Below are 26,264 nucleotides of genomic sequence, written 5' to 3' on the forward strand. Positions count from 1 at the left end.
CCAACAAACCTGTCAACACTCCAAATCATAAAAAATCCAAACTTTCCAAATCCAGCAAACCAACCTGGGGATAAACCTTAAGGATGAGGCGGCAAACCAACGAATACGGGCGCTGCAACGACGCAGCGCCCGTGATAAGCAATCAATATCTGGGTCAGATCTGTCAGGCCAGCGTGTAGGCCGTCTTTACGATCGTATAGAATTCCGCAGCATATTTGCCCTGTTCCCGGGGACCATAACTCGATCCCTTGCGTCCGCCAAAAGGCACATGGAAATCGACGCCTGCTGTCGGCAGGTTCACCATGACCATTCCAGCCTCGGCATTCCGCTTGAAATGCGTCGCATATTTTAGACTGGTCGTGGCAATACCAGAGGACAGGCCGAACGGCGTGTCGTTAGCCGTGTGCAGTGCCTCCTCATAGTCCTTGACGCGGATAACGCTGGCCACGGGGCCGAATATTTCCTCGCGCGAAATACGCATTTGATTGGTCGCTTCGGTAAAAAGCGCCGGCTGCAGATAGAAACCGGGATTATCGCGGGTCAACCGCTCACCGCCAAAAGCGAGCTTTGCACCCTCCTTCTGGCCAATGGCAATATAGTCTTCATCCTGCTTGAGCTGGCTCGCATCGACAACAGGGCCAATATGCGTGCCCGTCTTCAAGGCATCGTCGACGACGACGCTCTTCAGGCGTTCGGTCATCGCCGCAACGAACCGGTCATGGATGCCCTCGGTGACAATGATGCGCGACGATGCGGTGCACCGCTGGCCGGTCGAGAAGAACCCGCTGTTGACCGCCGCTTCCACAGCGACAGTCAAATCGGCATCATCCAGAACCACAAACGGATTCTTGCCACCCATTTCCAGCTGGAACTTGCGCATGTGATCGACTGACGCCGCAGCAACCCGCTTGCCCGTGCCCACCGATCCGGTGAACGTAATGGCGTTGACGTCCGCACTGTCGAGAATTGTCTGCCCCACGACCGAACCTTTGCCCATCACCAGGTTGAGCACGCCTTTCGGTAGTCCGGCACGATGCAATATATCGACGATTGCCCAGGAGCAGCCCGGCACGAGCTCAGCCGGCTTGAAAACCACCGTATTGCCGTACGCAAGCGCCGGAGCGATCTTCCAGGCCGGAATGGCAATCGGAAAATTCCATGGCGTGATAATGCCGACGACACCCACCGGCTCGCGTGTGATTTCAACGCCGATGTTAGGGCGTGCGCTCGGAAGCACTTCGCCCGCAAGCCGCAGGACCTCGCCCGCGAAGAAATCGAATATTTGGGCGGCGCGGAGCGTCTCGCCGATGCCTTCCGGCAAGGTCTTGCCTTCCTCGCGTGACAGAAGTCTACCCAGCTCATCCTTGCGCGCTGTAATTTCGTCGGCTGTCTTGCGAAGGATGGCATGGCGTTCAAGGATGCCGGAGCGCGACCACGCCGGGAAGGCCGCTTTTGCAGCGGCGATTGCGCTCAGAGTATCTTCGGCCGTTGCACGTGCATATTGACCCACAACGTCATTGGTATTCGACGGATTGATATTGGGAATGGCGTCGCCACCGGCCCATTCGCCGTTGATCAGATTCTGGTGCAATGTCATGATTTTTCTCTCGCTCTGTTTGGCCGAACCAATACCATAGGACTAGAGTGATTCAACGCGAAAATCCTGCCTCTCGCTTTTTTGATCTCCGCAAACAAGCTCGAACGGATCGAATTTGCGGATAAACACATGCTGATCGATCGAACGTCAAGGAACCAATGCTATGGCCTATCCACTGTTCAACCTCGACGGACGACTGGCTCTCATTACGGGATCGAGCCAAGGCATCGGTCTTGCGCTTGCCAAAGGATTGGCGGCGCATGGAGCTGCGGTGGTAGTAAATGGCCGCGACAGGGCAAAGGTGGACGCAGCGGTCGCTGAGCTAAGAGGAGACAGCCACACCGTCCATGGTTCGGATTTCGACGTGACCGATCTGCAAGCGGTCATGGCGGGCGTCGACAAGATCGAGGCCGAAATTGGTGCGATTGATATTCTTGTCAATAATGCAGGGATGCAGTTCAGAGCGCCGCTCGAGGACTTCCCCGAGGACAAGTGGCAGCTATTGCTGCAGACCAATATCTCAAGCGTCTTTTACGCGGGCCAAAGCGTCGCAAAGCATATGATCAAGCGCGGACGAGGCAAGATCATCAACATTGCTTCGGTACAAAGCGAACTTGCCCGTCCCTCCATAGCTCCGTATACCGCAACGAAGGGCGCAGTCCGCAATCTCACCCGTGGCATGTGCACTGACTGGGCAAAGTACGGTCTGCAAGTCAATGCGATCGCACCGGGCTATTTCAAGACGCCGCTCAATCAGGCGCTGGTCGACAATCCCGACTTTTCATCCTGGCTGGAGAAGCGCACACCATCCGGACGTTGGGGCAATGTCGAGGAACTGATCGGTGCGGCCGTATTTCTCGCCAGTAACGCCTCTTCGTTCGTCAATGGCCAAATTATCCATGTCGACGGCGGAATCACAGCGTCGCTATGATCCGGCTTGTCGTCATGGGAGTGAGCGGTTCCGGCAAATCCTCCGTCGGGCGTGCCATAGCGGCCGCCCTGAAGCTGCCATTTGTCGAGGGTGATACACTGCATCCTCCAGCCAATGTAGAAAAAATGGCGTCGGGTGTTCCGCTCACCGATGAAGACCGCTGGCCGTGGCTAGACAAGATCGGCGCAGAATTGGCGAAGGCACAAAAAGGCGTGGTTGTTTCGTGTTCAGCCCTTAAGCAATCTTACCGAGACCGGCTGAGGCAAGAAGCGGGCGGCCCACTCGGGGTTCATCTTCCTCGATGGAAGTTTCGAGGTCTTGCGCGATCATATGAGCAAACGAACGGGGCACTTCATGCCCCTGTCCATGCTTGACAGCCAACTCGCAACGCTCGAACCTCCAACGGGGGAGCCATTCGTGTTGCGCAGAACATTGAGCATCCAATCGATGAGATCGCATCAGCGAGCGTCGATTGGGTGGGAACACAACATTGGTAACCATCAACCGCGCGGATCGGTGCGTGAAAAGCCCTCGCCGAATTCGCGGCTGCCCGGAACATAGGGGCGGCCCACTCGGTTGCACCAGTTCTCCCAACCCCGCTCAAATGTGTACCCTGCCCTTCCACGTTTGATAGCAGCAATCTCGCCTTCGGAAAGATAGTCCACATCCCCCATGGCCATGGCCTTCATCTGCATATCGGCGTTGAGTTCCATGTAGACGGAGGTGAACACGACCTCACGAAGAGAACGGGCAACTACGGTGCTGCCGTGGCCTCTCATCAGCGTCACGGTCCGATCGCCGAGACAGGCCGCAAGATCGCGCCCCATTGCGAGATCCGTCACCAGCAGATTGGTGCAATCGCCGAACTTGGTTCGAATATCCCATGTTGGAATGTCATCGCCGATGGGCGCGCACATGTGCATCAGCGGACGAAGTTTTTTGCTCGTCACCGTGAAGGGAATGACGCTGGGACTGTGGTTGTGGACAACAGCGTTGATCTCCGGTCGGGCTTCATAGATGCCCGCATGAATAAAGCGCTCCGAGTATGGTTTACCGGGTTCAGCTCCAACGCTCACGCCCTCATGGGTGAACTCCATGATGTCCGCGGCTTCGATGATTGCTGGCGCTCGCGCTCGCGACAGAAAAAAGCGGTCGGGACGATCGGGATTCCGGATGCTCACATGACCAAACGAATCCAATACGTTCTCGTTTGCGAGAATATGGTTGGCTGTGACCAGTTCCTCGATAAGGGCGTGCCGATCCATGATCTTTCCTTCTACCATGCTGTGGGCGAGCGACTTAGCGCTTCCAGGGGACGAGACGTTTTTCGATCTCGTTAAGCACCAATGTCAAAACGAAACCGATGATCGCGATCACGAAGAGACCGACATACATCTGCTCGACGGAGAACGTTTCCCAGGCTGCCCAGATCATGTAGCCGAGGCCGCTTTTTGCACCCATCATTTCTGCGATTGCAATCAGAACCAGGCCCATGCCAACCCCAAGCTTTATCCCGGTCATGATCACAGGTAGCGCTCCTGGTAACGCGATTGTCCTGAATGTATCCCAACGGCTTGCTTTGAAATTGCGCCCGACATCCAGATAAATCTTGTTTATCTCGCGCACACCCGCGGTTGCATTGATCGCAACGGGAAAGAACACGCCTATGGCTACCATGAAAATTTTGGAGCCCTCGCCCAGCCCGAAGATCAGCAGTGCTAGCGGCAAAATAGAGCTTTTCGGAATTGGGTAAGTGGCCGAAATCAAAGGATCGAACACAGCGCGTACCGGGCGGCTGAGCCCCATGATTATCCCGAGAATGAGCGCGGGTATGCCACCCACCAGAAAGCCGATGAACAACCGTTGCAGGCTGGCAGCGGTGTGTTGCCAAAGCTCACCGGTGCTGCCGAGCGTAACAAGCGTTTCAAAGATGCTGGAGGGTGCTGGAAAGAAGCGCGTGTCGATCAATCCTGTGCGCGCTGCAATCTCCCATACCAACAATAGAAGGATTGGAGATGCTATACTGATGAGACGATCCCGCGTGTTTTCGCTGATTTTCCAGGAGCGGGCGGGCCGGACAGTATCTGCTTCGATATGAGCGCTCATTTTCGCACTCCCTTTGCTTCATCGAGTTCGCGTGCCCGTTGCACTTCTTCGCGCAGGCTCGACCATATCTGGTGTACGAGTTTGCCAAATTCGGGGTTCTGTTGAAGTTCCAGAACATCACGCGGACGCGAGAGCGACACCGGAACCACCGTTTTGACCCGCCCGGGTTGCGCGGTCATGACCATGATGCGGTCGCCAAGCTTCACCGCCTCGTCCACATCGTGCGTGATGAAAAGAACGGTCTTTTTGTTCTCCTCCCAGATGCGCAACAATTCTTCCTGAAGCAGCAATTTGTTCTGCGCGTCCAGAGCCGAAAATGGCTCGTCCATCAGCAATATCTCTGGATCATTGGCGAAAGCACGCGCAATCGAAACACGCTGCTTCATCCCGCCTGAAAGTTGATGCGGATAGGCGTCCGCAAATTTCAACAGGCCAGTGCGGTCCAGGTAGTGGCCGACGACTTCCTTGATCTGGGCTTGCGGCGCCCGGCGCATATTCAATCCGTACGCCGCATTGTCCCACACCGTCATCCATGGGAAAATTGAATCGCCCTGGAAAACCATCGAGTTGACCGGCCGCTGCGACCCCGCCTCGACACTTACGTCGATGCTGCCGTCAGTAGGCGCTTCCAGACCCGCGAGGATGCGCAACAAAGTCGTTTTTCCGCAGCCCGACGGGCCGACGATCATAAAGAATTCTCCGCGAGCAATATCGATCGTAACATTGTCTACAGCCGTGAAAGACCCGAACCGTTTGCTCAGGCCTTTGATCCGGATTGCAGGCCGTTCTCGAGACTCCGTTGCAGCATCGTCTCGCACAGTCGCTTTCTTGGCCAATGCTTGAATCATCCTTATTCCTAACCTGGGTTCTTTTGCGCTGGCCCAAGTTCCTTGAGGGCCTCTTCCACGAATGAATTGTCTATGATCTTATCCGGAGTAACGCCCCCTTTGATCAGGCCTTGATCTTTGAAGAACTGCCAATCCTTCTGGATGCTCTCGCTATTGACCCGGCCATCGATATTGACCGCGGGAAGTTTGATACTCCGCAGCAGCTTTTCATCCTTTGTGCCGGAATATTTCATGATCAAGGCTACGATCTCATCGGACCCCGGGCCATCGAGACGCCCCTCGGGACCGAAAGCGCTTCGGAAATCACGAATCGCCCGGATATACGCCTTGGCAAATCGCACCCCGACCTCCTTGCGCGTGCTGGCAAAATTTTCGCTGAACATCAGCTCGCCGATTTGGGCGTTGGGATAATATGTGTCGGTCGAGGCCAGCAGGACGCCGAGATTCTGGTTCAGCATTGGAGTGAGGTAGGGCTCGGTCGCTATCACGGCATCCACCGCCTTGCTTGCCAGCGCGGCCGCTTGCTGCGGGAAAGGCAGATACACGACCTCTACGTCCGTGTACGCCAGACCAGCACTCTTCATTGCTTCGTTGAGGATAGATTCCGTGCTGCTGCCGCGGGCGACAATTGCGATTTTCCGTCCCTTCAGGTCGGCGATCGACTTGACTTGGGTGCCCGCAAGATCTTTTCGCACCACGATGCCATGGAACCCGAAACCAGGGGCAACCGAAGTACGGTCGGCGATGATCCTGATTGCAATATCGCGCTCGATTGCATTGAAAAGTCCAGCCGACACAGCCCCGCCGGCGACATCGATTTGCCCGGTGCCGAGAGGGGCGATGGCTTTAGCTGCCGAGTCGAAAAAGGTATAGGCGGGCTCGATTCCCTCCTCCTCGAAATATCCCTTGCCCTGCGCCACATTCAGGATGAACTCGCCGGTTGAGGCAACGGTGCCCACTTTGACAACATCAGCCGCCCGGGCTGCGCTGGTCGTGGTGAACATGATCAGCAATGAGCAAACGAGAAGTATAGCGCTGTTAACTTTTTCAATCATTTTTCGAGACCTCCCATCCCAAGTGCATCCCGCGCGAACTCGATCTCAATGAGCCGCCTTGTAGGGGCCAAGTTCGCTGGCAGCCTCATTCACGAAGCTTAGATCGACTACTTGATCGACTTGGACGTTGCCCTTGATCTGTTTCTGCTCCTTGAAGAACGTCCAATCCTTCTTCAAGCTCTCGACGTTGACAGACCCATTCGGATCGACGGCATGGGCGGTCATTTTCCGGATGACGGCAGGATCCTTGACGGTGGAATATTTCGCCATGATGGCAACAACGTCTTCGGCGTTCTTGCCGGCGATTTTACCGTCGGCCAACGCATCGTTGTAGTAGCGAACAGCCTGGACGTAAGCCTTCATGAAGCGCTTGGCGACGTCCGGTTTGCCCTCTGCAAAGGCCTGACCGTAAAGAATAACTGCGGTTTGAGCATTCGGATAAAACGTATCATTGCTCGTCAATTGTACGGCGGTCCCAGCCGCCAGAATTGCCGATACGGTAGGCTCGGTCGTTATGCTCGCATCGATCGCGCCGTTTTGGTAGGCGACCAGCTGTTGAGGAAAACCCAGATAGACCTTGTCCACGTCGTCATATCCGAGGCCAGCACTTTTCAGTCCTTCGTTCAAAACGGATGCGTCACTGCTGGCCTGCGCGACGGTTGCTATCTTGCGTCCCTTGAGATCGGCGATCGTTTTGACCGACCCGTCATCAACGAGCGCTTTGCGCACGAGGAGCGATTGAAAGCCGAAACCCGGTGCATTGCGTGCCTTGTCCGCGACTATCATCAAACCGACGCCACGTTCGATTGCGTTGTAGAGACCCGAAGATGCCGCCCCACCACCGACATCGAGCTGCCCGGCACCCAAAGGTGCGATCATCTTTGCCGCGGAATCGAAAGCCACGAAATTTGGTGTGATGTCTTCATCCTTGAAGAAACCCTTGGCGTCAGCAATAAACAGTGCAATGTCGCTGCTCGCATTGGTAAGGCCAATGGACACGCTGTCGGCTGCAAATGACTGCGCGGAACTGGTCATCAGACCGCCGGTCAGTGCCAGCGAATAGAAGATCCGCATCCATAATCTCAACACCGGTCTCCTCCTGTCTGCAATTCAACCTTCTGCCTCGCTTGACCAGCGAAGGCGGGTTATTGTGGCCAGCTTAAAGACGCCGGTAGATGGCCACAAATAGAGTTTTTCGTAGGGTCGTATAAGTGAAACTTATATCGAGCTTTTGAGGCCAAACAGCGCCTGGGCATTGCGGAAGCAGATTTTCTCCATGTCCTCCTTGCTAAGATCCAACGAATTGAGAATCCGCAGCGTGTCGCGGATATAACCCGGACCTTTTTCGGGATCGAAGGGGGAATCCGAGGCGAAGAGTACACGATCGCTTCCGTAGAATTCCAAACCGCAAAGCGTCGCCGCCTTGGAGCCGAAAACGGCGGTATCGGCGTAGAAATCCTTGAAATAGTCGAGAGGACGTTTCTTCAGACGCTTAAGCACCAGCGTAAGATCTTCGTCACTCGTCCGCTTGCCAAGCTGATCCCAACCGGGACCAACACGGCCTTCAAAAAATGGCACCATCGCTCCCATGTGATGGGCTACGACCTTGAGCTCGGGCAGACGGTCCATGAAGCCCGAAAATACCAGACGAGCCATCGCCGCGCTGGTCTCGTAAGGCCAGCCAAATGTCCACCAGATCTCATATTTCGACTTTGTTTCTGTCGCATAGTCCGGCATCGAAGCGTTGCGTGAAGGATGCAGCAAGACCGGCTTGCCATGCTTTGCGCAGACTTCAAAAATCTGGAAGAAACGTTCCTCGTCAAGAGGCGCGCCATTCACGTTGGAATGTATCTGGACACCGTTCGCGCCGAGTTCCTTAAACGAACGTTCCGCTTCGCGGGCCGCAGCCTCCGGCGTGTCCATCGGCAACGCGGCGACAAAGCCTGCGAACCGATCAGGGTATTTGCTGACGAGTTCAGCTTGGCCGTCGTTGCCAATCCGCGCTAGTTCCAATGCCGTCTGGCCATCACCCATCGCCTCCAGCGGCGGCATTCCAAGTGAAATGATCTGCGTATAATTTTCGAATTCGTCCATTACCCGAAAACGCGTATCGAGATCATAGATGCATGGCACACCTTGCATTCGCTTGCCGATGTCCTTGCCAGCACCCTCAAGGGACTGAATGCGCTCCCAAAGAGCTTTCGGAAAGAAATGATTGAATGCGTCGATATATTGCATAGGAAACTCCTCGATAAGGTGGAGTCACACTAGAAACTCTGTTGGTTAGGGACTAATACCGTTTGCTTAAGCGTGTTATAAGTAACGCTTATAGCTCAGGAAACGGCATGAATCTTCGTCAGCTTCGCTACTTTATCACCGTCGCACGCCTAGGCAGTTTCACTGCGGCGGCCAGAATTCTCAACGTGTCCCAACCTGCGCTCGGATATCAATTGAAGCTTCTCGAGGATGAACTCGGCGTGATCTTGCTCCAGCGGCACTCTCGTGGCGTGCGCACCACGGAAGCAGGGCGGACCCTGATTGAGACTGGAACCAGGGCATTGGAGGCCTTCGCGGAAGCAGAGCGCTCTGTCGCGCATTTTGGCAAACCCAACAGCAAGCGCATCTCATTGGGTGTTGCTCCGACACCAGGCCGCGCCCTGCTGCCAGAACTGTTGCCGCTGGCGACAGGAGCCGGAGATGTTCTGCACATTGTTGTTCAGCAGGGGCTGAGCGACGAGCTCATCGATGCCATGACACGGGAGGAACTGGATGCAGCGCTGTGCTACGACCCGCCAGATCTACCCCATATTCGGGTCGTTCCACTCTATAAGGAATATCTCTACCTTGTCGGCTCGAGCGGGGTAGCGTCCAATACGGACAACACCGTGCCATTCGACAGGCTGTCGGAGTTTCCGCTGGTGCTCGACGGAAAGGTTAGACCGATCAGACGGCTGATTGATGAGATCGCCACAAGCCGGCAGACCAAGCTAGACTTGATCGAGGTGGAACCTGCCAATGTGAAGCGCGAAATCATTATGCATCACGGCCGCAGCACCATCGTGCCATACGGCCTTTTTCTGGATGAGATACGCGAACAGCGTGTCACGGCGCGCCGCATCACGGACCCTCAACTGGAACGCACTGTCGCGCTGGTCCTTCACCAATCGTTGTCCGCGAACACCGCCCACTTGCTTGAAGCGCTGATCCGCCCACTTGTTATGCGAATTATTGAGGGCGGCGAGCTTGGCTGGCGAAATCCAGACCCGCTGCTGCAATAAATCGCATATTATGAGAATGCTCTGGACTTGAGGAGCGATGTTTAACAGGGCCTCAACCCATTAAACGCGATACTTCTCCCCGCGCTTTCGTCCTTGTCCGACATCGAGGAATAACTCCTCCAATGGGATCACACGGTCGATCAAACCTTGCTGATGTGCATACCCAACAACGGTTTCGAGATTGTGCCGGTTGCGCTCGCCCAGGCCATAGGCCCAAGGATCGTCACCAAGAATGTCAAGCTGCTCCTCCCAAGCCTCGCGATACCATGCCAGAGGCACTACACGCGGATTTTCCATTCTCTGCATGGCAAGTCGCTTGGCCTCGTTGAAGGCCTGAAACAGGTTGATAGGCACCCAAGGGTAACGCTCAACAATTTCCGGTCGTATTCCCATGACATGCATGATCGGAAAAATGCCTGTTCTTTTGTAGTACGCGACCTCGTCCTGCTTGTAGTCAGGGAAGAGACGCCCTACCCGCGGATCCTTCTCCACGATTGCGTCTATCAGATCCGGATGCAGCAATGCGTCGATCTCACCATCGAGGAGCATGGTTTCCACGGATTTCTCATCTGGCAGGCGGGTTAACTTCAAGCCCTCGGGCGGTGTAAAATCAACATCCTCGTCGAGTTCGGCAAACCATTCGATCGATTGGTGCGGCACGCCATATTCGCTTTCGAGAATGCCGCGCAGCCACAACGTTGCTGTCACCAGATAATTCTTGACCCCCACGCGCCGGCCAATCAGGTCCTTCGGTTCGCGAATGCCGCTCTTGCTGTTGACAAAGATAAAGCCATGCCGGAAGCGGCGGTGGAGGAAGACGGGAATTGCATTGAATGGCAGATCGCGGCCCCGGGCTGTGACGTAGGACGAAAGGGAAACCTCCGCGACATCGAATTCGCCATTTCGGAGAAAGCGCCAGTGGCGCGTCGTCGAATCCATTTCGGTTAGTATTGTCAGTTCTATGCCGTCCGGCTTGACCTGGCCTTCCCGCAAGGCCCTGACGATCTCATAGTCACCACATGCCAGGGTCAACTCGACCTTTTTTGTCACTCTTTATCCTCCGCAGCTACGTTTGTACCACCCGCTCCAAGCAGGTGTCATCTATGAATCGGTTCAGCAAGGGGCGGCTTGCATATCCTGTAATCTAGAATTTTATCCCATATTACGAGATTTTTGTAAATTAGTGATTGACTGGAAATTCCACCTGACGATAAAAAAGAAGAATGAAGCAGCGCGACCAGGCCTTCCGCCGCTTACCCGTTCAATTGACGTCGGCCCGCGTACCCACGTTCCGGCGATAACATGAGTGACCTGAAATGACAGATACAGATGTCCTTATCGTTGGCGCCGGCCCGGTAGGCCTTACCTTGGCCATCGATCTCGGCCAGCGCGGCGTGAAATGCACACTTATCGAGCAAAAGGAAGCACCTCAGTTTCTGCCGAAAATGGAACGGTGCAACGCCCGGACGATGGAAATTTTCCGCAGGATGGGCCTGTCACAAAAGATACACGCAGCGGGTCTGGACGCCAATGTACCCATGGACGTGTTCATCGTTCTTGCGATGGACAAGCCCCCGCTGTTGCAGCTGCCTTATCCATCCGTTGCAGAGTCACTGGAGCAGATAGAGAAAAGTCCTGATGCCAGTCTGCCGCTCGAAGCCTATCAGCTCATCTCACAATACACGCTCGAACCTCTGCTGAAATCGGTAGCCGAAACGCTTCCGTCAGTGACCGTTCGCTATGGACGCGAATTCGTATCCTGCGAACAGGACGATGAGGGTGTGACGGCAAAAACTGTCGATCTTGGCGGCAACATCGAGCAGATGCGCGCGAAATACCTCGTCGGCTGCGACGGAGGAGCCAGCCCGGTGCGCAAGCAGCTTGGAATCAAGCTGCGCGGCGAGGGCAATCTCCTGCATTTGCGCCAAGCACTCTACTACAGCGAAGACTTATATGATCGCATTCCTATCGCAGGCGGTCCGGGGAAAGGCCGTCATTATCACGTCGCTGACGGACAGGCGACCTTCCTCATCATGCAGGATTCCACCAAGCACTGGACGCTGCATGCCGTTGTCGAGCGCGATGAAGACATGGCGCAGCAATTCGAAAAGGCCGTCGGCGTACCGGTTAACTACGAAATGCTTTACGTCGGTCAGTGGAAGCAGAACCTCTTGCTAGCGGATCGCTATGGTGCGGGCAGGATATTCCTCGCTGGCGACTCGGCTCATCTCGTCATCCCGACGGGCGGCCTTGGCATGAATACCGGCGTCGGCGATGCTGTCGATCTGGGTTGGAAACTCGCAGCGACCCTTCAAGGCTGGGGCGGTCCCAACCTGTTGCGTTCTTACGAGATCGAACGCCGGCAGATCGGTGACCGAAACGTCGGCGCATCGCGCTACGCCTCGCAAGGACGCCGCAAATGGCGCTCGCAATATCGCCCGGACATCGCTGACAATACACCGGAAGGCCAGCATACAAGGGATAACCTGATCCGCGTCGCCGATGTCGAACAACGCAAGACCAATGAAATGATCGGGGCTGAACTCGGATACCGCTATGTCGGTTCGCCTATCATTTGGGATGAACCCGGTGGCCCTGAGCACCTGTTCCGCGAGTACAACCCCACCACGTGGCCGGGAGCACGTTTGCCGCACATCTGGATTGGTGAAGGTGACGCAGTTCAGGATCGCATAGGTCGAGGCTATACACTGCTGCGGCTCGGCGAATCCCCGGCAGAAACAAGCGCCCTGCAACAAGAATTCAAATCGCTCGGCGCACCATTTGAAATCCTCGACATAGCGGCCGGCAAAGCCCGCGATATCTATGGATACGATCTCATTCTGCTGAGGCCGGACATGCACATCGTATGGCGTGGCAATCGCCTACCGGAGGATATTGCGGGCTTGGCGGCCTTGGCGACGGGACATTGACATCTCTTTGATGGTGTTGTTTTCCCTTTAACCGCAGTCTAAATCTCGACTGTTGGTGGGCCACAAGGCTGATTCCGTTGCATCGGGGAAAAATCTTTGCAGAGTCACGAGCGTATGTTGGGAATTCTCGATCTCTTCGACAGCGACGAGAATTACGTGGCGCTGACTTTCGATGAAATACACGCTCGCGTCGGTTATACGCGCTCCACGCTCTATCGATATCTGAAAGCGCTGACCGACGCCGGCCTCCTGTCTTCCCTGCCCGGCCTCGGTTATGTGCTCGGCTCGCGCATTATTGAACTCGACTACAAGATCAGGTCGGGCGATCCGCTGATTCGTGCCGCACGTCCGGTCATGGATGAGCTTGCCAGCCGGTTTTCCGGTATTGCCCTGCTATGCCGGAAGTACCGCGAACATGTCCTGTGTATCCATCAGGAACGCGGCACTGAAACTTTGCAGAGTAATTATGATCGTGGACGCGTCCGCCCGCTGCTTCTTGGCGCTGCCTCGGTCGCGATCCTGGCCTATATTCCAGCGTATCAGCTGAGCAGGCTGTACAAACGGATTCCAGAGGAATTTGATGCGGCGGGCTTCGGCAAGTCGCTTGCTGAAGTCAAAGCAAACTTGAAAGTGCACCGCCAGCAGGGTTGGGTTGTAACAACCGGAGAAGTTACACCCGGAGTGGCGGGCATTGCGGCCCCCGTCTTCGATGGCGAGCATGACGTTCTCGGCAGTCTCAGTCTCACGGTGCGTGAGTCTCAGATGACCCCGGACAAGGTGCAGCGGATAGCCGAACAAGTCGTGCTTTGCGCGCGTATAATCTCCAACTCCGTGGCACAAAACTAGGAGGCAATCGTCACGGTTGTCGCGACGGCTGCCTTCGCATCATTTTCAAGCTGCCAGAAGCGTGCACTTTTCGGGATCGATCGCAATATGTATCTGTTCCCCGACCATCGTACGAACTGAAGGGTGAGCGCGGGCCAGAAGTTGTGTTTCATTCACGTCGATCTTGAAATCCTGGCATTCGCCAAGAAATACCTTGGCTCTCACAGTGCCGACAAATAGCGAGTTCGACGAAGGTGCGGGAGCGGTGTCGGACAGATGCACATCCTCGGGCCGTATCGACAACGACACATTGGCGCCGATCGAAATTCCGGGTTGTGCATTGACATTCAGCTGGCCAATTCGGGTGTCCACGACCAGGCGATCGTCCGCGCCGCCGCGTACGGTACCCTCGACAAAATTTGTCGTGCCGATGAAATCAGCGACAAAGGTATTTGCCGGGCGCTCGTAAATATCGCGCGGCGATCCGATCTGGACGATCTTGCCTTCGTTCATGACAGCGATTTCGTGGGAAAGCGCCAACGCTTCGCTCTGATCATGTGTTACGTAGATCGTGGTCAAGCCAAGCTCGCGCTGCATTTTTTTCAGCTCGAACCGCATCTTGTCACGTAGCTTGGCATCGAGATTCGACAAGGGCTCATCGAGCAGCAGCAATCTTGGTTCCATGACCAGTGCGCGAGCCAATGCAAGTCGCTGCTGCTGGCCACCGGACAATCGTGTTGCCTCCCGCTCCTCGACATGATCGAGAGAGACCGCGGCCAATACTTTCATGACCTTGTCACGGATATCCTTGCTGGAAAGGCGTTTTTTCTGCACTTGCAACGGAAAAGCAGCATTCTGAAAGACCGTCATATGCGGCCAGATGGCATAGGATTGGAACACCATGCCGAACTGCCGATGGTTGGGTGCTATGAAGATATTGCCCGCCGACGAATAGACCACGGTATCATGGGCCTTGATCACACCTTTTGAAGGACGCTCCAGCCCGGCAATTGACCGCAAGGTCGTGGTCTTACCGCAACCACTCGGTCCAAGCAGAGTAAAGAGCCGCCCTGTTGGAACAGAGAAATTTACATTGCTGGCAGCAAGCACGGGCTTGGCGCCCGGCGCCTGATAGGTCGTGCTGAGATTTTCAACTGATAACATGGTTTCCTCCCAATTATATCAAACGTCCTTGACGCCGAAGCGCTTCGACAGTGTTTGCACGACCATCAGGAAGCAAAAGAGCGCGGTAATCATCATGACGCCGAAGGCCGATAGCTCAATGTACTGTCCATTCTGCCAGAACTCCCAAATCATGATCGAGATGACTTCATTGCCTGGGCTGTAGAGCAGGATCGAGCTGGATAATTCGCGTACCGACACGACGATAATATAGATCCAGCCCGCCATCAGGCCTGGCTTCAACAGCGGAAGAACGATCCGCCGGAAGATCGTGAACCAGGAGGCACCACTCATGGCTGCAGATTCTTCCAGTTCCTTGTGAATCTGGATCATTGAGGTGCTGTTGTAGCGCATGCCATAAGGCAGGAACTTGATCACGTAGGCCATCAGCATGATCCATAACGTGCCATAGATGCCGATATCGAAGTTGAGATAAAAGATCATGAGCGAAAGACCGAGGACGATGCCGGGAAACACCAGCGGCAGGGACGCCAGCATGTCGAGTATCCAGCGGCCAGGGATCTTTGTCTTGATGGTGATCCAGCAAATGACCGAGGTTAAAAGCATCACAACCGTAGCACCGCCGATGGCGAGCTTCGCGCTGTTCCACACGACTCCGTAGAAGCCCGGATATGCCAGTACCTTGCCATAGGCGGCGAAGGAAAGATTGTGCAACGCCGCCCATGACGGCGCCGCATAGTATTTTTGTAGCGAGGCCCAGAAAAGCACCAGAAATGGCAGAGCGACCACAAAGATACAGTAGAGAATGAAAATGCCGGCTGTAGCGTAACGCCAGCGGCCGATATCCGACACGCGTGGCCGAAATCCCTTGCCGGTGACGGTGGAGAACCTCGAACCTTGGCTGGACAGTCGCGATTGATAGTAGATGCCAAGCGACGTGATCAGTAGCAGCGCCATCGCATAGGCGGAAGCAAGACCGATGTCGCTTGGATAGCTGTGGACTGCGTCATAGATCGCGGAAGTATAAACGCGCAGTCCGACGGGCAAGCCAAGCAGCGCCGGCACTTCAAACGACTCGATGCCCCTGACGAATAGAATGAGAAACGCCGCAAGAATTGCCGGCCAGGCCAATTTGAGTGTGATCTTGAAAGCGACCTGTACGACGGAAGCACCGCTCATCAAGGCGGATTCTTCAAGTGAAGGATCCATCGATCTGAATGCAGCTGTGACCAGCAGAAAGGCGACCGGCGCATAGTGCAGGCCATCCACCCATATCATGCCCGTAAGCGAATAGATGTTGAACAGTGGTGTCGTCAGCCCGAACCAATCCCTGAATATCTGGTTGAAAACACCGATCTGCGGGCTTGCCAGCATGATCCAGGAAACGGTGAAAAGAATGCCGGGAATGATCAGTGGAACGATCGACATTGCGAAGAACAGAGATTTGAAGGGCGTGTTGGTACGCTCATTGACCCAGGCAAAAAATGTTCCCACCACCAACGCGAATGCGGCCGTCCCGAACGCGAATTTCAAAGAGTTGAACATAAGCCCGACTGAATCGGCGGTGCCGAACGCGGTGACGTAATTTTCGAGCGTGAACACCGCGGGAACCTGCGCAGTCGACGTCGACGCGAAACTCTGCCAGATCAGGAAACCAAGTGGAATGAGCGCGAGCCACGCAACGACAACAATGCATAATCCGATGATCACCCATTTCATGTCGAATGAACGGCCCCAGCCTTGGCCAGGCGAAGTATGTACGGTACTACTGTCCGGTGTCGTTACTGCCATTGGTTCCTCCCTTTTATGCGGTCGATTGGCACGACTCTCCTTCTTACGATCTACATCAAATCACGAAAGCCTCGAGCGTTTCAGGCGCGAACAATTCCTCGGCCTTTAATTGACGGCGCGAAAGGCCCTGTTCGTATGAATATCTGAGGAAGACGTCCAAGGTCTTCTTGTTCTTTTCGAAGCCATTGGGCCAGAAATCTGCACCCATCTCGCTCTCGGTCTCTTCGTAGTGAGCGACGGCCCAAGGCAACATTGTCTTTAGAGCCGCCGTTTCCTGGAGATCGCGATAGGTTTTTTGCTGGGATGCATTGAGCGCCTTGAAGATGGATTGGGCAACCCAGCGGTTCTTCTCATATACCTCACGTCTGATCACAAAGGTGTGCATGATCGGGAAAATTCCGGTACGGGAAAAGTACTCGCGTTCGACACTGACATAATTGTCGAAGAGACGTTTCACGGTACCGTTTTTCCCCTCGTAGGTTGAAGGCTTTCGAGCCGTATAAAGCGCATCGATATCGCCGTCTCGCAGCATGGCCGCAAGAGTCTGTCCTGGGCCGATTGGTTCCACCTTGATATTATCGGGCAACGAAAGTTTCAGTTTTTCGCTGCGATTGGGCGATTCTTCGCCACCCGTCCGATAGGTGACGCTATCCACCGGCACACCGAACTCGTCAGAGAGTATGCCGCGGATCCAGGCTGGCGCTGTCATCTGGTATTCAGGGCAGCCTACACGCTTCCCGATGAGATCCTTCGGCTCGCAAATGCCGGAATTGGCGTTAACGTAGATCGACGAATGCCGGAAAAACCGCGAGGGAAAGAAGGGGATGGCAATAAACGGTCGCTCTTCCTTGAACAGCGAAACCACGTATGAGGAAAGTGACATCTCTGCGACGTCAAACTCCTTGTAACGAAGCATACGAAAGAAGGTCTCTTCGACGGGAAGGCTAAGGCAGGTCAGATCGATACCGTCGGGACGGATCGACCCGTCCATTACACCGCGCGTGCGATCGTAATCCCAACAGCCCATCGTCAAACGCAGATTACTCATGCCAGTTCCTACCGTGTTTCCTGTTGCCCACGTCGACATTGCGACCGTCTTTTTAGCTGGCGTAGATCAACACACTCTCTCTATCCAAGAGTTTTTTCATGGGAGAGCTCGCAGCTTTTTGATGTTCAAGCTGCCCTCGGTCGCGTGTACAGTCGGGAAGACTGGCAGGTAAATATTCGCATTGAGCGAGACCGCCCTGAAAATTCAGTCATAAAAGTCAAGCTGCCGACTATCCAGTGGAGGAGCCGGTTGGTCAGCTTTTGGGGAGATTGGAGGAGGAAATCATGAATTTACAACGCCGCCTATTAATGCTCGCGGGCGCTGCAGCCTTCGCGTTTTCGGCATTTGGCGTGCCCGTTTTTGCAGCCGACAATGCCTTGCTCGTTTCCAAGGACGCGGGCCGTGAGAACAAACTCATCGAAGCCGCAAAGGCAGAAGGTACCCTGACGCTTTATACATCAATTGCGCAGAACGACCTCCAGCCACTGATCAGCCCCTTCGAGGAGAAATACGGCATCAAGGTCGTTCCTTGGCGTGCGAGCGGTGACACGGTGTTGCAGCGCGTCATCCAGGAACAGAAGGCCGGCCGCAATACAGTTGATTCAGTCCATATCAGCGCACCGGAAATGGAAGCACTGCACCGCGAGGGTATGTTCCAGCCAGTCGAATCTCCCTATTATGCCGATCTCCTGCCAGGGACGGTCCCGGAGCACAAGGAGTGGGTGAGTACGCTTCTTTCGGTGTTCGTACAGGGTTACAACACCAACCTCGTCAAGAAGGAAGAACTTCCAAAGACCTATGAAGATCTTCTCGACCCCAAGTGGAAGGGCAAGCTTGGCTTCGAAGTGGAAGACATCGACTGGTTCACGACAGTCGTTCAGAACATGGGCGAAGAAAAAGGCCTGAAATATTTTCGCGATCTTGTTGCCGGCAACGGCTTGTCAATTCGCAAGGGCCACTCGCTGTTGAACACACTTGTCGCAGCGGGCGAAGTGCCGATAGGACTTACCCTCTATAATTATATGCCTGAACAGGCAAAGAAGGAGGGAGCTCCCATCGACTGGTTTGCGCTTGAGCCTGCCATCGCACGCGCAAACGGAATCGGAGTCGTCAAGACCGCGCCTCACCCCAACGCGGCCGCGCTGTTTGAAGATTATATGCTGACGGAGGGTCAGCCCATTCTGAAGCAATTGAACTACGTCCCAACCTCGACGAAAGTTGAATCACCTTTGAAGGGTATTGCGCTCAAGATTGCCGATCCGGCGGAGAAGCTCGACAACTCGAAGAAATGGGAACCGCTTTACCAGAAAATCGTCGTTCGCGGGGATGCAGACTGATGGAATAGGCCGCTTTCGACTATTCGGGGGCGGCCGACGATTGCCCTGCCGTGCCGCAACGGCCAATAACCGTGGCGTGCGGCCCTATGCGATCAGCGAGCGTATCGACCAGCATGTCGATAAAATCACGCAGCGAGCCTTCCTGCTGAATCGCCATACGATTTGGGGATTCAGCCAGATAAAGCGTCCGGACCAACTCCGGTCCCTCGATCGTGTGCGCTTCGATCGCACCCCTTGCTATTTCTTCGGCGGCCACGCCGTATGGCACGATGCTGGTCGCGACGCCCCTTTCAACGAGCGTTTTGATCGTCTCGAGCGACTGGATGGTGAAGCGCACATTGACGGGTACCGTTGATACCTTCGCGGCCCTATGAACAGCACGCCAAACATTGTCGCGGTCGCTCGGAAGCGCCAAGTTCGAAGCCACAGCATCTTTGAACTTCACTCCTCCACGCGGGAAAGCGCTGCCGGGCGCAGTGATGAAGAATAGATCTTCCTTCATCAGGGCGGTCCGCATCGAGGTGATGCTTTCGGTGACATCATAGGCAAGCGCAAGATCAATCTCATCTCGCAATAGGAGGTCGACAAGCACAAAACTCAGTTCCTCGACCAGCCTTACCGATACGCCCGGGAGTTCAGACATGGCCGAGACGAGAAAGTCGGCTCCCACAAGCCGCATAATGCTAGGCGTGACGCCGATAGAGATGTTTTCCAGAGCGGACATGCGAAACGCGGACACATCCCTCTTGGCTTCTTCTACCAGGCGCATGATTGCAACGCCGCGATCGAAAAGCAGGCGACCCGCCTCGGTCGTGGTTATCCCGCGCGAATGGCGCACGAGAAGCTCAACCCCGAGCATGGTCTCGAGATTGCGAATCTGCAGACCAAGCGCGGTTTGAGAGACATTCAGCCGTTCAGCAGCTTTCGTCATATTGCCGGTTTCGACCGACTTGATGAAATTACTGAGCTGTTTCAGATTGATAGCGTCACCTCATCCAGATTTGTCTAAGCTGCCAAACTGCGCTTTGCCTTTCGCGCGAGATAGTCGAAATTCACTATATATTGCTCTTGTCGGTCCAGAGTACGGCACAATCTCTCGACATCGTCTCTATCGAATTCTACGAGATCTCCTCCCAGAGACTGCAGAATAACCTGATCCTCACACGCGTTCTCAAGCATTATCGTACGAACCACCGCTTCTTCAATAGAATTTCCGGCCACTGCGACCCCATGCCCCCGCATCAGGACCGCCTTGTAGTTCCCCAAAGCCTCGGCGACACCCCGGCCGGTCTCCTGGCTCCGTATCAAATTTATCGTGTCTTCATAATAGCCGACACCGTCAAAGCTCGCACTTGGCTGCGAGCACGCCCGCCATGGCCTGCGCGTTGAGGATAGGGCAACAGCATATTTCGGATGTGCGTGAATGACCGAATTGAGATCGGGGCGGATTTTGAATATTTCCGAATGGATAAATACTTCGCTATGCCGCTTCCCGCCGCCCCCGATTTTCTCACCCTCCAGATTGCAGACAACGATGTTCTCCATTGTTATCTCTTCGAACCCCAAGCTATGAGGCTTCATGAAGAATATCGAAGGATTCGATGGATCGCGCACGGAGACATGGCCACGTGTGAAATCGCCGAGGTTATGTGCGTCAAGGATGAGGCCTGCCTCAATCAATCGTTGCTTCAAGTGGTCCGCCATTTAATATGCTCCGTTTCAGGTTGTGTACGAATTCCGGACCGCTAGCCCGTTGCCCGCAGCAGGTATTTTGTTCAGCTGATGAAAGGCTAGAGCGCGAGGGTCAGCCGCGGCGTCTTGGAGCCGGAGCAACAAATCATCATGCCGCCTTCAGCTTTTTCTTCATCCGAAAGAAACATGTCGCGGTGATCGGGCTCCCCCTCCACTACCTGCACTTGGCAAGCACCGCAGATGCCTTGCTCGCACGAAAAATCCACATCCAGCCCGGCATCGCGCAGCACCTCAAGGATCGATTTTCCCTCAGGAATCGAAAATTCCCGACCGGATTTCTCGAGCATGACGACAAAGCCCCCCTCGCGCGAGACTTCCTCGACAGCAGCAAAGCGCTCCAGATGAACGTGGCCGGGATCAAGGTCTCTCGTCTTCGCCTCAAAAGCATCCAGCATAGGCGCCGGGCCACAACAATAAAGATGCGAACCAGCCGGTGCCTGATCGATGATGGCGCCAAGATCAAGAAAGTTTCCTGCTTCGGTATCGATATGGATACGTGCCTCGGATAGCTTTTCGAGTTTCTCCAGAAAAGCAACGTCGCGACGGTCCCGGCAAGCATAGTGCAATTCAAAACTGCGGCCGAGTTCCTTCAATCGCTCTGCCATGCACCAGATAGGGGTAATTCCGATACCCCCGGCGATCAGGACAGTATGATCAGCGGTTTCAACCAGCGGAAAGTTGTTGCGCGGCACGCCAACCGTTAAAACTGATCCAACCTTGACCGTATCATGAAGGCAAGCGGACCCGCCCCGGCCGGCGGCATCCCGTTTGACTCCGATTGTATAGCAATTTTCTGTACCCGAACGTACGAGCGAATAAGGACGGATCATCCCATTGGGCAAATGGATGTCGATATGCGCTCCAGGTCCGGCCGCAGGGATGGCCTCGCCGGCAATGGGCTGGAATTCATAGAGATTTGTCTCATGCGCCAGGTACTGAATCCCGGTCAGACGCATTGCGATCGTTTTGGTGGGAACGGCTTCCAATTTCTTCTCCCTTATCCAGACGGCGGTCCTCCCCTTCCGTCGTTGGCTGCCAATCGAGGCGTCAGCCGTCCGACCGTCGCAGATTGATTTCATCAAGACGCGGCAGGCGCGGCTTGAGCGCCTCTGCAGATTCCTTCAGTAACGTGCGCGCGGAGTTGATCCGCTCGTCGGAGAAGCGGCCTATCAGTCCAGAGACGGACAAGGATCCTATCAATTCGCCATGCCGGTTGACGATCGGCACGGCGACCGCCGCGAGATCCTCATCGCGTCCGCCCTTTGATACAATTGAACCGGTTTCTCGCAGCTCAACCGCTTGTTCGGAATCTGCCGTCATACCGTACCAGGTCAGAAGTACGCCGGCAGCGCCGTGATCGAGTGGATGCCGCGTCCCCTCCTCCAGGTGATGGCGCGCGCTGCGTGGGGAGTTTTCCCTGTAAAGGCAGACACGTTCATCGCCATCACGCACATAGAACGACGCCGTTTCCTGAGTGATCGTGGTCAGATGACGCAGCACCGGTCTGATAAGTGCTTCAAGCGTGAATTTCGAGCGGCTCAGTTCGCCAAGTCGACGCAATTCAGGCCCAAGCAAATAACGTCCATCCGCGCCCTTGTCCATGAAACCGGTATGCAAGAGCGACCCTGCGAGCCGCAGGATCGTGCTCTTGTACAAACCCGAGCGCTGGGAAAGCACCGACAACGTCAGGGCTTCTCCCGGCTCTTCAAAACATTGCAGCAGCACGATCGCGCGTTCGACTGCTTCGACGCGCTCTCTGCCGACATCCATTTCATTGCTCGATCCGTCCATAGCCATCACCCTAGCATTCAATTGTTATTCTGTCTAGCAGAATACGATCCGCTTGACAGAACGTTTATAATGATTACAAACTGGGGAGACAGGGTTCGAACCTGGCCCGCCGTCCGGCACGCAATGTTCAGGACCTGAACCTGTTGCGCCAACACGGAGTGGCCCTCGGCTGCCGCAAACTTGGGAGAAGAAAATGCTCACGAAGGAACAGAATGAACGCTTGACCAGCGTTGGTCCCGGAACGCCGGGCGGCGAACTGATGCGGCGCTATTGGCTGCCGATCGCGCCTTTTGCGGAACTCCTGGACAATCCGGTCAAGAAGGTACGCATTCTTGGCGAAGACCTCACCCTGTATAAGGACAAGAGCGGCAATCTGGGTTTGATCGGTGATCGCTGTCTGCATCGCAATGTCGATATGAAGTTCGGCATTCCAGACGAATGCGGATTGCGCTGCCCCTATCACGGCTGGCTTTACAATGAGACTGGCAACTGCGTCGAACGGCCAATGGAGGGCGCTCCGCAAGCCGGGATCAAGCAGAAGCTCAAAGGCTATCCGGTGCGCGAACTTGGCGGCCTGGTCTTCACCTATATGGGTCCGCTTCCGGCCCCGGACTTGCCCCGATGGGATCTGCTGGTGTGGCCGAATGCCATTCGTCAGATCGGCGTCAACATCATCGACTGCAACTGGCTTCAATGCCAGGAGAACACCGGCGACCCGACGCATAGCGCTTGGGCGCATGGTCACATGTTCGAATATGTGCTGGAAAAGAAGGGGCAACTTGAAGATCGCAGTTCCGACAATTTGCATACGCTGCATCAACGCAAACGTGTGGGCGTCGGGATCAAAGAGATATATGCCAATCAGACCGAGCACGGCTTCCGGAAAGGCATCCGCTATTCCAAGGCACTTGGTGCGGATTCCGATAAAGATCAGGAGCATTCCACGGTCATCTTCCCGTTCTACACGCAGACGGGCAAGACAGGCGCGACGCGCAGCGAATATCAGATTCGCGTACCCATCGATGATACGCACACATATCACATCTGCTATCAGGCCTACTCGGCTCCTCCCGGCGTTGAGGCCCCCAAACAGGACATCGTGCCCTATTATATTCCGCCGACACATGACGAGAAGGGTGAACCGATCCTCGATTACGTTCTAGCTCAAGATGCGATCGTTTGGGTTGCGCAGGGCCCGATAGCTGATCGGACCACGGAACTGCTAGGCCGCACCGACATTCCGATTGTGGTTTTGCGCCGTCAGCTCGATGAACAGATCAAGCGCGTCGAACAGGGCCTCGAGCCGATGAATTTCTTCTGGAAGAGTCCGGATATGATTCACCCTACCGGCTCGCCACCCGACTATTCCAAGCCCGAGACGCTGATTAAACACAGCTTCCGCAAGTACTATCACAAGGGCTTTGCCAATGACGATGCCGATCGTTACGGACCGTTGATTGAAACGGTCAAGGATCTCCATCGCAAGATCGAGGAATACGAGATCAAGCTTGCTGGGCAAGCGGTAATCGAACACGCCTAGACTATCCCGCCGCGCCGCCAGGCTCAAAGATTGATTGGCGCGGTTTTTCGAGCTGGAGCAGGATTGAGATGCCAATTACGCGCGAAACGATCGATGCTGTCCTCAAGGATCTGATCGATCAGGTACCGACCATGTCCGTCAGGTCGGTCACCTTGACGCCGTCAGTGCCGGTCGAGGGTCAGAACGTGATTGCGCGCATTGATGTTTCGAAAAGCCGCCATGTCCTGTGCGAGATTACGCCCGCCGGCAGCCTCCAGTCGGCGCGGGTCATTGAGAGCTGAATTTACTGCAACATCAGAAGTCAGGGGCGGCCGGCGGTGGGTTCCCGCCAACTGTCGATGCATATGTGGAGTAACCCATGAAACAGCGCCGCATCGGGTCTACCGATCTGAGCATATCCGAGATCGGTTTTGGTTGTGGCGGCAATGCCGGTCTGATGGTGAGTGGCGAGTACGCCGAGCAGTTACGCGTTGTCGAGCGTGCCCTGGAATACGGCATCGGCTACTTCGATAATGCACCTGATTATGGCGCCGGCGCGGCCGAAGTTAATCTCGGCCGCGTACTGAAAGAGCTTGACGCCGATCCCGTTATCAACACCAAGGTCGAGATCCGCGCCGAGAATCTCGATGATATTGCTGGACATATCGAGCGGTCAGTCGAAGACAGCCTGCGCCGGCTCAAACGCGACACAATCGATATCGTGCAGATTCACAATGGTCCTGCCGCCTCAAAGCCTCCCATGGAAGGTAAGTACTACGCCACGCTTTGGATTGACGACTATTGTCGGCTAGGTGGTGTGCTGGAAGGTGTCCACGCTATTCTCCGGAAGGGCAAGGCGCGTCATGCGGGTTTCGTGTGTCGCGGCAACGATATTGATGAGGTGCGCCAACTCCTTGATACCGGCCTCTTCCACATGATCAATGTACCTTACACATTGCTGAACCCAAGCGCCGGCTATCCCCATTCGAGCAGCATCGGCGTTAAACCCGATTACGGCAACGTCATCGATGTCGCCAAGGCTGGGGGTTGCGCAGTTGCCGTCTTTAGTCCACTTGCCGGCGGCGTTCTGACGGATGCTATATTGCGCGGACAACAAACGCATCCGCTTGCCCGCACAAAAAATATCGAAGCGCTGGAAGCAAAAGGTGTGTTGCACAAGGCGCGGGAATTTCAGGCGCTCGCGGCACGTGAAAATATCGAACTCGTCGAACTCGCCTACAGGTTCATTCTCAGCAATACGGGTGTAACCACACTTTTAGGTGGAATCACTTCAAGAGAACAGCTGGCCGCAGCGGCTGCGGCTTCCGACGCAGGACCGTTGTCGCAAGATCTCCTTACGGACATCGAAACCATCTGGCAGCATTGACTCTGCCGGTGCAAACGTCGGCCGGAAACTGAGAGGCGTCTACAAACGCAAAAACCCCGCTTGATGCGGGGTTTTTGTTTCGGTTTCGCTCGAACGAGAAGCTGGAATGATTTGGTTGCGGGGACAGGATTTGAACCTGTGACCTTCAGGTTATGAGCCTGACGAGCTACCGGGCTGCTCCACCCCGCGCCACCAAGATACGGCAAAGTGCCGCCGCAGCCCGGATTTTTCCGTTTGTCCGGCCTTAAAAGCAAAGGGTGCTTTTGCGAGGCCGGACGGGGTGCTGCTCCACCCCGCGCCACCAAGATACGGCAAAGTGCCGCTGCAGCCCGGATTTTTCCGTTTGTCCGGCCTTAAAAGCAAAGGGTGCTTTTGCGAGGCCGGACGGGGTGCTGCTCCACCCCGCGTCACCAAGATACGGCAAAGTGCCGCTGCAGCCCGGATTTTTCCGTTTGTCCGGCCTTAAAAGCAAAGGGTGCTTTTGCGGGGCCGGACGGGGTGCTGCTCCACCCCGCGTCACTTGCGTGCTTTTGCCTGTAAGTATGCGCTTACGCATCGTTTTTTGCAAAAGCAAAAGGCCGCATGCGCGGCCTTTTTGAATGTCTGTGTGTTTGTTGATGAGATTTGTTTAAGAACGTTGCGTTTGGCAGACCTGGCAGCGACCTACTCTCCCGCGTCTTGAGACGAAGTACCATTGGCGCAGGGGCGTTTCACGGCCGAGTTCGGAATGGGATCGGGTGCAGCCACCCCGCTGTAACCACCAGGTCAGCAAAGCGCAACGTTCACGCATGCACCTTTGCGGCGCATGCGATACAAATGAGAAGCTGGGGTTTTTTGTCTGATTGGATTTCGCTCACGCACGTACGCCTTTCGGGCTGTGCTCCGCGAGGGCCTCGCATAAGCTCGGACGCACGAGCGTGCTGGTA

23 protein-coding genes, 1 tRNA gene, 1 rRNA gene and 1 pseudogene are annotated in these 26,264 nt (G+C 55.3%); 9 read left to right on the forward strand and 17 right to left on the reverse strand.

Going from position 1 to position 26,264, the window contains the following annotated elements; translation table 11 throughout:
• Nucleotides 1-163: 163 nt before the first annotated feature.
• Nucleotides 164-1,597: an aldehyde dehydrogenase family protein gene (locus J2X72_RS24540; RefSeq protein ID WP_310076272.1), complete on the reverse strand. Its 1,434-nt coding sequence runs from the start codon at nucleotides 1,595-1,597 to the stop codon at nucleotides 164-166.
• Nucleotides 1,598-1,760: 163 nt separating this feature from the next.
• On the opposite strand from J2X72_RS24540, the gene J2X72_RS24545 reads away from it, so the two are divergent.
• Nucleotides 1,761-2,528, forward strand: coding sequence for an SDR family oxidoreductase (locus tag J2X72_RS24545; RefSeq protein ID WP_310076275.1), 768 nt, complete (start codon nucleotides 1,761-1,763; stop codon nucleotides 2,526-2,528).
• Nucleotides 2,525-3,089 (forward strand): annotated as a pseudogene (locus J2X72_RS24550) (gluconokinase). Before J2X72_RS24545 ends, J2X72_RS24550 begins: the two are co-directional and overlap by 4 nt.
• Here the strand turns inward: J2X72_RS24550 and J2X72_RS24555 are convergent.
• From J2X72_RS24555 to J2X72_RS24580, 6 genes are all read right to left on the reverse strand, one after another.
• Entirely contained in the window at nucleotides 3,029-3,793 is a 765-nt protein-coding gene (locus J2X72_RS24555; RefSeq protein ID WP_310076278.1) for a class II aldolase/adducin family protein, read from the reverse strand. The pseudogene J2X72_RS24550 and the gene J2X72_RS24555 sit on opposite strands and share 61 nt — an antisense overlap.
• Nucleotides 3,794-3,827: 34 nt before the next feature.
• The gene (locus J2X72_RS24560) at nucleotides 3,828-4,634 is read right to left on the reverse strand and encodes an ABC transporter permease (RefSeq protein WP_310076281.1); all 807 of its coding nucleotides are present in this window, start codon (nucleotides 4,632-4,634) and stop codon (nucleotides 3,828-3,830) included.
• Nucleotides 4,631-5,482 (reverse strand): ABC transporter ATP-binding protein, encoded by an 852-nt coding sequence (locus tag J2X72_RS24565; protein WP_210005842.1) that lies wholly within the window; start codon nucleotides 5,480-5,482, stop codon nucleotides 4,631-4,633. Before J2X72_RS24565 ends, J2X72_RS24560 begins: the two co-directional genes overlap by 4 nt.
• Before the next feature lie 8 nt (nucleotides 5,483-5,490).
• Complete coding sequence (locus tag J2X72_RS24570; protein ID WP_210005841.1) at nucleotides 5,491-6,537, reverse strand: ABC transporter substrate-binding protein; 1,047 nt, start codon at nucleotides 6,535-6,537, stop codon at nucleotides 5,491-5,493.
• Between the two features lie 45 nt (nucleotides 6,538-6,582).
• Nucleotides 6,583-7,626 carry an ABC transporter substrate-binding protein gene (locus J2X72_RS24575; protein ID WP_310076283.1) on the reverse strand — a complete coding sequence of 348 codons (1,044 nt, stop codon included), beginning with the start codon at nucleotides 7,624-7,626 and terminating at the stop codon, nucleotides 6,583-6,585.
• 129 nt (nucleotides 7,627-7,755) lie between these two features.
• The gene (locus J2X72_RS24580; protein WP_310076285.1) at nucleotides 7,756-8,775 is read right to left on the reverse strand and encodes an amidohydrolase family protein; all 1,020 of its coding nucleotides are present in this window, start codon (nucleotides 8,773-8,775) and stop codon (nucleotides 7,756-7,758) included.
• Nucleotides 8,776-8,882: 107 nt separating this feature from the next.
• Here J2X72_RS24580 and J2X72_RS24585 point away from each other — a divergent pair, with 107 nt between their 5' ends.
• Nucleotides 8,883-9,815 carry a LysR family transcriptional regulator gene (locus J2X72_RS24585; protein WP_310076287.1) on the forward strand — a complete coding sequence of 311 codons (933 nt, stop codon included), beginning with the start codon at nucleotides 8,883-8,885 and terminating at the stop codon, nucleotides 9,813-9,815.
• Nucleotides 9,816-9,875: 60 nt separating this feature from the next.
• Here J2X72_RS24585 and J2X72_RS24590 read toward each other — a convergent pair whose 3' ends face one another.
• Nucleotides 9,876-10,865, reverse strand: coding sequence for an ABC transporter substrate-binding protein (locus tag J2X72_RS24590; RefSeq protein ID WP_310076289.1), 990 nt, complete (start codon nucleotides 10,863-10,865; stop codon nucleotides 9,876-9,878).
• A gap of 266 nt (nucleotides 10,866-11,131) precedes the next feature.
• On the opposite strand from J2X72_RS24590, the gene J2X72_RS24595 reads away from it, so the two are divergent.
• Nucleotides 11,132-12,745 carry an FAD-dependent monooxygenase gene (locus J2X72_RS24595; RefSeq protein ID WP_310076291.1) on the forward strand — a complete coding sequence of 538 codons (1,614 nt, stop codon included), beginning with the start codon at nucleotides 11,132-11,134 and terminating at the stop codon, nucleotides 12,743-12,745.
• Between the two features lie 96 nt (nucleotides 12,746-12,841).
• Complete coding sequence (locus tag J2X72_RS24600; protein ID WP_310076293.1) at nucleotides 12,842-13,591, forward strand: IclR family transcriptional regulator; 750 nt, start codon at nucleotides 12,842-12,844, stop codon at nucleotides 13,589-13,591.
• Nucleotides 13,592-13,636: 45 nt separating this feature from the next.
• Here the strand turns inward: J2X72_RS24600 and J2X72_RS24605 are convergent, their stop codons facing one another.
• The 3 genes from J2X72_RS24605 to J2X72_RS24615 are packed head-to-tail and all read right to left on the reverse strand — an operon-like array spanning nucleotide 13,637 to nucleotide 17,552.
• Nucleotides 13,637-14,734: an ABC transporter ATP-binding protein gene (locus tag J2X72_RS24605; protein WP_310076295.1), complete on the reverse strand. Its 1,098-nt coding sequence runs from the start codon at nucleotides 14,732-14,734 to the stop codon at nucleotides 13,637-13,639.
• Between the two features lie 18 nt (nucleotides 14,735-14,752).
• The gene (locus J2X72_RS24610) at nucleotides 14,753-16,504 is read right to left on the reverse strand and encodes an iron ABC transporter permease (protein ID WP_310076297.1); all 1,752 of its coding nucleotides are present in this window, start codon (nucleotides 16,502-16,504) and stop codon (nucleotides 14,753-14,755) included.
• A gap of 55 nt (nucleotides 16,505-16,559) precedes the next feature.
• Nucleotides 16,560-17,552, reverse strand: a complete 993-nt coding sequence (locus tag J2X72_RS24615) for an ABC transporter substrate-binding protein (protein WP_310076299.1) — start codon at nucleotides 17,550-17,552, stop codon at nucleotides 16,560-16,562.
• A 284-nt stretch (nucleotides 17,553-17,836) separates the two neighbouring features.
• On the opposite strand from J2X72_RS24615, the gene J2X72_RS24620 reads away from it, so the two are divergent.
• Complete coding sequence (locus J2X72_RS24620; protein WP_310076301.1) at nucleotides 17,837-18,889, forward strand: extracellular solute-binding protein; 1,053 nt, start codon at nucleotides 17,837-17,839, stop codon at nucleotides 18,887-18,889.
• A 19-nt stretch (nucleotides 18,890-18,908) separates the two neighbouring features.
• Here the strand turns inward: J2X72_RS24620 and J2X72_RS24625 are convergent, their stop codons facing one another.
• The 4 genes from J2X72_RS24625 to J2X72_RS24640 form a co-directional block, all read right to left on the reverse strand.
• On the reverse strand, nucleotides 18,909-19,871 hold the full coding sequence (locus J2X72_RS24625) for a LysR family transcriptional regulator (RefSeq protein ID WP_310076311.1): 963 nt from the start codon (nucleotides 19,869-19,871) through the stop codon (nucleotides 18,909-18,911).
• Nucleotides 19,872-19,894: 23 nt separating this feature from the next.
• On the reverse strand, nucleotides 19,895-20,593 hold the full coding sequence (locus tag J2X72_RS24630) for a class II aldolase/adducin family protein (protein ID WP_210005814.1): 699 nt from the start codon (nucleotides 20,591-20,593) through the stop codon (nucleotides 19,895-19,897).
• A gap of 86 nt (nucleotides 20,594-20,679) precedes the next feature.
• Entirely contained in the window at nucleotides 20,680-21,627 is a 948-nt protein-coding gene (locus J2X72_RS24635; RefSeq protein ID WP_210005813.1) for a PDR/VanB family oxidoreductase, read from the reverse strand.
• 61 nt (nucleotides 21,628-21,688) lie between these two features.
• Nucleotides 21,689-22,432, reverse strand: coding sequence for an IclR family transcriptional regulator (locus J2X72_RS24640; protein ID WP_310076304.1), 744 nt, complete (start codon nucleotides 22,430-22,432; stop codon nucleotides 21,689-21,691).
• A 193-nt stretch (nucleotides 22,433-22,625) separates the two neighbouring features.
• Here J2X72_RS24640 and J2X72_RS24645 point away from each other — a divergent pair, with 193 nt between their 5' ends.
• The 3 genes from J2X72_RS24645 to J2X72_RS24655 all read left to right on the forward strand — a co-directional run bounded on the left by J2X72_RS24645 (nucleotide 22,626) and on the right by J2X72_RS24655 (nucleotide 25,338).
• Nucleotides 22,626-23,972: a Rieske 2Fe-2S domain-containing protein gene (locus J2X72_RS24645; protein ID WP_310076306.1), complete on the forward strand. Its 1,347-nt coding sequence runs from the start codon at nucleotides 22,626-22,628 to the stop codon at nucleotides 23,970-23,972.
• 68 nt (nucleotides 23,973-24,040) lie between these two features.
• On the forward strand, nucleotides 24,041-24,253 hold the full coding sequence (locus J2X72_RS24650) for a hypothetical protein (RefSeq protein WP_210005807.1): 213 nt from the start codon (nucleotides 24,041-24,043) through the stop codon (nucleotides 24,251-24,253).
• Between the two features lie 77 nt (nucleotides 24,254-24,330).
• Nucleotides 24,331-25,338, forward strand: a complete 1,008-nt coding sequence (locus J2X72_RS24655; RefSeq protein WP_310076309.1) for an aldo/keto reductase — start codon at nucleotides 24,331-24,333, stop codon at nucleotides 25,336-25,338.
• A 112-nt stretch (nucleotides 25,339-25,450) separates the two neighbouring features.
• Here J2X72_RS24655 and J2X72_RS24660 read toward each other — a convergent pair.
• A tRNA-Met gene (locus J2X72_RS24660) sits at nucleotides 25,451-25,527 on the reverse strand.
• Between the two features lie 461 nt (nucleotides 25,528-25,988).
• Nucleotides 25,989-26,103: ribosomal RNA gene (gene rrf / locus J2X72_RS24665) — 5S ribosomal RNA — on the reverse strand.
• Nucleotides 26,104-26,264: the final 161 nt, after the last annotated feature.

This window comes from Phyllobacterium sp. 1468, from assembly GCF_031455525.1.
In the GTDB taxonomy this organism is placed as follows: Bacteria; Pseudomonadota; Alphaproteobacteria; order Rhizobiales; family Rhizobiaceae; genus Phyllobacterium.